Here is a 4571-nt window from a genome sequence, read left to right on the forward strand (position 1 = left end):
GCCCCGCCATTGCCAATTAACAGTCCCCCAGCCCCGCCGGCGTCTCCGGTGCCCGGCGTACCCGGGACGCCGTTGCCAATCAACGGGCGCCCCAACAATGCCTCCGTGGGCGCATTAACCAACGCCAACAACCCCGCCAACGGCGATGCACTAGCCGCCTCGGCTGCGGCATAGGAACGCCCAGCCGCACCCAATGCCGACACAAAGTCCTGGTGGAATACTCCCGCCTCAGCAATCAGCCGCTGATAATCCTGACCATGAGCACCCAACAACGCCGCCAACGCCACTGAAATCTCATCCCCACCGGCAGCCGCCACCGCTGTCGTCGGCCCTGCCGCAACCGCACTCGCCGACCGCAGACACTGTCCGATTTCGTCCAACTGCCCCGCCGCAGCCACTATTTCCGCAGGAAAAGCCCACAACAACACCATCGACGCCAGCCTCCCTGCCAGACATCCCGACGGTCGTCCGTCAGCACCGGCGCACAGCAGCAGCCAGCCGTGGCTCAGCCTAACCCCACCCGTCGTCCCCGCCGCCCGATGAACCACCAACGGCGTGTTGGGTTGCCCGACAACATCATTGCCGAAAGCGGCTGGACAGCATCTCTGACGTGCACGCTCACGGTCAATGGCCGGCGCGATGATCGAGCGGTCATGACAGCGGCCCGCTTCAGCGCAGACTCGCCAGAACCGAAACGACGCCAGGTGCCTGTGCTGGTGTTAGGTGCTGGATTCAGCGTTGGCGCGGATTGTGCTGGGCGAGGCCAGATTTGCCGGCGGCCGGTCATCCCCTCTCACGGCCGGGGCCCTGGATTCGCGTCATTCACCGATTTCGCGGGTATGGGGGACATCGGCTTGGGCGACCCGCTCCAACGCGGCCACAGCTGCGCGAGCGAGGGTCAGTTCTACACCAGCCTCGAGCTGCGCGACTGACAGCATGCTGTCGATCGCATCGCGAGCGACCACCTACTCCGACGATGCGCCGTCGGAATTCGCATCCTTGGAATCCTTGGAGCCTTTGGCGTCCCGTTCACGCAGCAGCGATTCCAGCTGGGCACCGGTGATCCGACGAAACGCTCGCCGTGGCCGATTGGCGTCGAGAATGGCGACTTCCAAGTTGGCCACCCCGAGCGCGGGCTGACCGTTTCCCGAGGTGTCGGCGCTGCTCGTCCGCAGCGCCTCCACCGCAATCCGCAGCGCGTCGGGCAGATCGGCGTTCTCGGCGTAGGACTCCTTGAGCGCGTTGGCGATCGGCTCGGTGGTGCCGCCCATCACCACGAAATGTGGCTCGTCGGCGATCGACCCGTCGTAGGTGATCCGGTACAGCTCGGGCGGCTTGGTCTCGCCATAATGGGCAACCTCGGCCACACACAGCTCGACCTCATACGGCTTGGCCTGCTCGGTGAAGATGGTGCCCAGCGTCTGGGCGTAGACATTGGCCAGCTGGCGTCCGGTGACGTCGCGACGGTCGTAGGCGTAGCCACGGGTGTCAGCAAACGTGATCCCGCCACGGCGCAGATTGTCGAATTCGTTGAACTTACCCGCGGCGGCAAAGCCCACCCGGTCGTAGAGTTCGCTGATTTTCTGCAGTGACCGCGACGGGTTTTCCGCGACGAACAACACGCCGCCCGAGTAGGCCAGCGCCACCACGCTGCGGCCCCGGGCGATGCCCTTGCGGGCGAGCTCGCTGCGCTCGCGCATCGCCTGCTCGGGCGAGATGAAATACGGAAAGCTCACTTCTCACCGCCGTCTGGCCCGAAAGTGTCAGCGCGCGAACGACTTCCGATGACTTGGCGGGCCAGCTCGGCGATGCGGCTCTCCGGGACGTCGACCGCCCCATCGGCGCCGATGGTGACCGCCGTGGGATAAATTCCGCGAACCAGATCCGGACCACCGGTGGCCGAGTCGTCGTCGGCGGCGTCGTAGAGCGCCTCCACAGCCACCCGCAACGCGGAATCGGCATCGGTGACTTGCGAGTACAGCTTCTTCATCGACGACTTGGCGAAGATCGATCCCGAGCCCACCGACTGGTAACCCTCTTCCTCGATGTTCCAGCCGCCGGCGGCGTCGAACGAGACGATGCGCCCCGCGGTCTGCGGGTCGGAAGCATGAATGTCATAGCCCGCCAGCAACGGCAGGGCCACCAGTCCCTGCATCGCTGCCGCGAGGTTGCCGCGCACCATGATCGCGAGCCGGTTGACCTTTCCGGCGAACGTCAGCGGGATCCCTTCGAGCTTCTCGTAGTGCTCGAGCTCGACGGCGTACAGGCGGGCGAACTCGACGGCGACGGCTGCGGTGCCAGCGATGCCGGTGGCGGTGTAGTCGTCGGTGATGTACACCTTTTTCACGTCGCGCCCGGCGATCATGTTGCCCTGGGTCGAGCGCCGGTCGCCGGCGATGATGACGCCGCCGGGATACTTCAACGCGACGATGGTGGTGCCGTGCGGCAACTGCCCGCCGACGCTGCCAGGATGCGCACCGCCGTTGACACTTGCCGGCAACAATTCCGGCGCCTGGCGGCGCAGGAAGTCAGCGAATGAGGAGAGGTCTAGAGCGGATCCGGAAAGTGCCGATTTAGGGGCCAAGCGATCAGGCAACGGCCAGGTCACTGTCCGCCCTTTTGGACGTACGCACGGACGAAGTCTTCGGCGTTCTCCTCGAGCACGTCGTCAATCTCATCAAGCAGATCGTCGGTTTCCTCGGCCAGCTTCTCGCGACGCTCCTGGCCCGCGACAGTGCTGCCGGCGAAGTCGTCGTCGTCTCCGCCGCCACCGCCGCGTTTGGTCTGCTCCTGAGCCATCGCCGCCTCCTGCTCTCGTCATGGCCTGCTTACAGGCCGCGGGCGCCGTGCTGCACGCCCGCTGGTCTTTCCCTAACAGTACCGGTCAGCGCCGACGTTTCCGGGCTTACGCTCCCTGCCGCGCTAACGGATCTCAGCTGGTGAGTTGTTCCACCAGTTCGGCGGCGCTGTCCACGGACTCCAGCAGCGCGCCGACGTGGGCTTTGCTGCCCCGCAGCGGCTCGAGCGTGGGTATCCGCACCAGCGAGTCACCGCCAAGGTCGAAGATGACCGAGTCCCAGCTGGCAGCGGCGATATCGGCGCCGAACCTGCGCAGACATTCGCCGCGGAAGTACGCCCGAGTGTCGGTGGGCGGGTTGTCCACCGCTTCGAGCACCTGGTGTTCGCTGACCAGCCGCTTCATCGAACCGCGGGCCACCAAGCGGTTGTACAGGCCCTTGTCCAGCCGGACATCGGAATACTGGAGGTCGACCAGATGCAACCGGGGCGCCGACCAGCTCAGATTCTCCCGGTGCCGGAAACCGTCTAGCAGCCGCAGCTTGGCCGGCCAGTCCAGCAACTCGGCGCATTCCATCGGGTCGCGCTCGAGCAGGTCGAGCACATGCGTCCAGGTTTCCACGATGTCGGACGCCCGCGGGTCGGGGTCGCGGCTGTCGACCAGCTTGGCCACCCGGTCCAGATACGCCCGTTGCAGCGCCAGACCGGTCATTTCGCGGCCATCCACCAGGGCCACCGCGGCCCGCAGTGTGGGATCACGGCTGATCGCATGGACCGCGTGCACCGGCCGGGCCAACGCTAGATCAGCCAGATCGATTCCCTCTTCGATCAGGTCGAGCACCAGCGCCGTGGTACCGAGCTTGAGGTAGGTCGACGTTTCGGCAAGATTGGCGTCGCCGATGATGACGTGCAGCCGCCGGTACCGGTCGGCATCAGCGTGCGGTTCGTCGCGGGTGTTGATGATGCCGCGTTTCAGCGTCGTCTCCAGCCCGACCTCGACCTCGATGTAGTCGGCGCGCTGCGACAGCTGGAATCCCGGCTCATCGCCGGAGGGCCCGATACCGACCCGACCGGAGCCGGTCACCACCTGGCGCGACACCAGAAACGGGGTGAGCCCGGCGATAATGGCCGAGAACGGCGTCTGTCGAGACATCAGATAGTTCTCGTGCGCCCCGTAGGACGCGCCTTTGCCGTCGACGTTGTTCTTGTAGAGCTGCAATTTCGCGGCGCCGGGGACGCTGGCGACGTGCCGCGCGGCCGCCTCCATCACCCGTTCACCGGCTTTGTCCCAGATCACCGCGTCGAGCGGGTCGGTGCACTCGGGTGCGGAGTATTCGGGGTGCGCGTGGTCGACATAGAGGCGCGCGCCGTTGGTCAAAATCATGTTGGCCGCCCCCACCTCGTCCGCGTCGACCACGGGCGGCGGCCCGGCCGAGCGGCTCAGGTCGAAGCCCCGGGCGTCCCGCAGCGGCGATTCCACCTCGTAGTCCCAGCGGGTGCGTTTGGCGCGCTGAATACCCGCGGCAGCGGCATAGGCCAGCACCGCCTGCGTCGAGGTGAGGATCGGGTTGGCGGTCGGGTCCGACGGCGATGAGATGCCGTACTCGACCTCCGTGCCGATAATCCGTTGCATGCTTTAGAGCCTAGATGAGTAATTCCCAACCTTGGTCAGTGGTCGTAGGCGATCAGTGACCTCTTGACTGGGCTGTTGATCTTCCAGTTGTGCCAGATCACAGCGGCAAGGGCGAGGAGGCGCTGGGCGACGCGGGCGTAGA

5 protein-coding genes and 1 pseudogene are annotated in these 4571 nt (G+C 65.9%); all 6 read right to left on the bottom strand.

From position 1 onward, the window contains the following. Positions 1 to 431: PE family protein (locus EET03_RS15255; protein ID WP_136625702.1), on the bottom strand; the 431-nt coding region annotated here is incomplete at its 3' end. Between the two features lie 534 nt (positions 432 to 965). Further along, a complete protein-coding gene (gene prcA, locus EET03_RS15260) occupies positions 966 to 1736 on the bottom strand; it encodes a proteasome subunit alpha (protein WP_075542368.1) in 771 nt (256 codons plus the stop codon). Next, entirely contained in the window at positions 1733 to 2608 is an 876-nt protein-coding gene (gene prcB, locus EET03_RS15265) for a proteasome subunit beta (RefSeq protein WP_099193565.1), read from the bottom strand. Before prcB ends, prcA begins: the two co-directional genes overlap by 4 nt. Then, positions 2605 to 2799, bottom strand: coding sequence for a ubiquitin-like protein Pup (locus EET03_RS15270; protein ID WP_063471446.1), 195 nt, complete (start codon positions 2797 to 2799; stop codon positions 2605 to 2607). The genes prcB and EET03_RS15270 overlap by 4 nt, the downstream gene beginning before the upstream one ends. Positions 2800 to 2932: 133 nt before the next feature. Next, positions 2933 to 4429 carry a pup deamidase/depupylase gene (dop, locus tag EET03_RS15275; protein ID WP_075542370.1) on the bottom strand — a complete coding sequence of 499 codons (1497 nt, stop codon included), beginning with the start codon at positions 4427 to 4429 and terminating at the stop codon, positions 2933 to 2935. 35 nt (positions 4430 to 4464) lie between these two features. Next, positions 4465 to 4571 (bottom strand): annotated as a pseudogene (locus EET03_RS15280) (IS982 family transposase); the annotation flags it as partial.

The organism is Mycobacterium innocens (genome assembly GCF_900566055.1).
In the GTDB taxonomy this organism is placed as follows: domain Bacteria; phylum Actinomycetota; class Actinomycetes; order Mycobacteriales; family Mycobacteriaceae; genus Mycobacterium; species Mycobacterium innocens.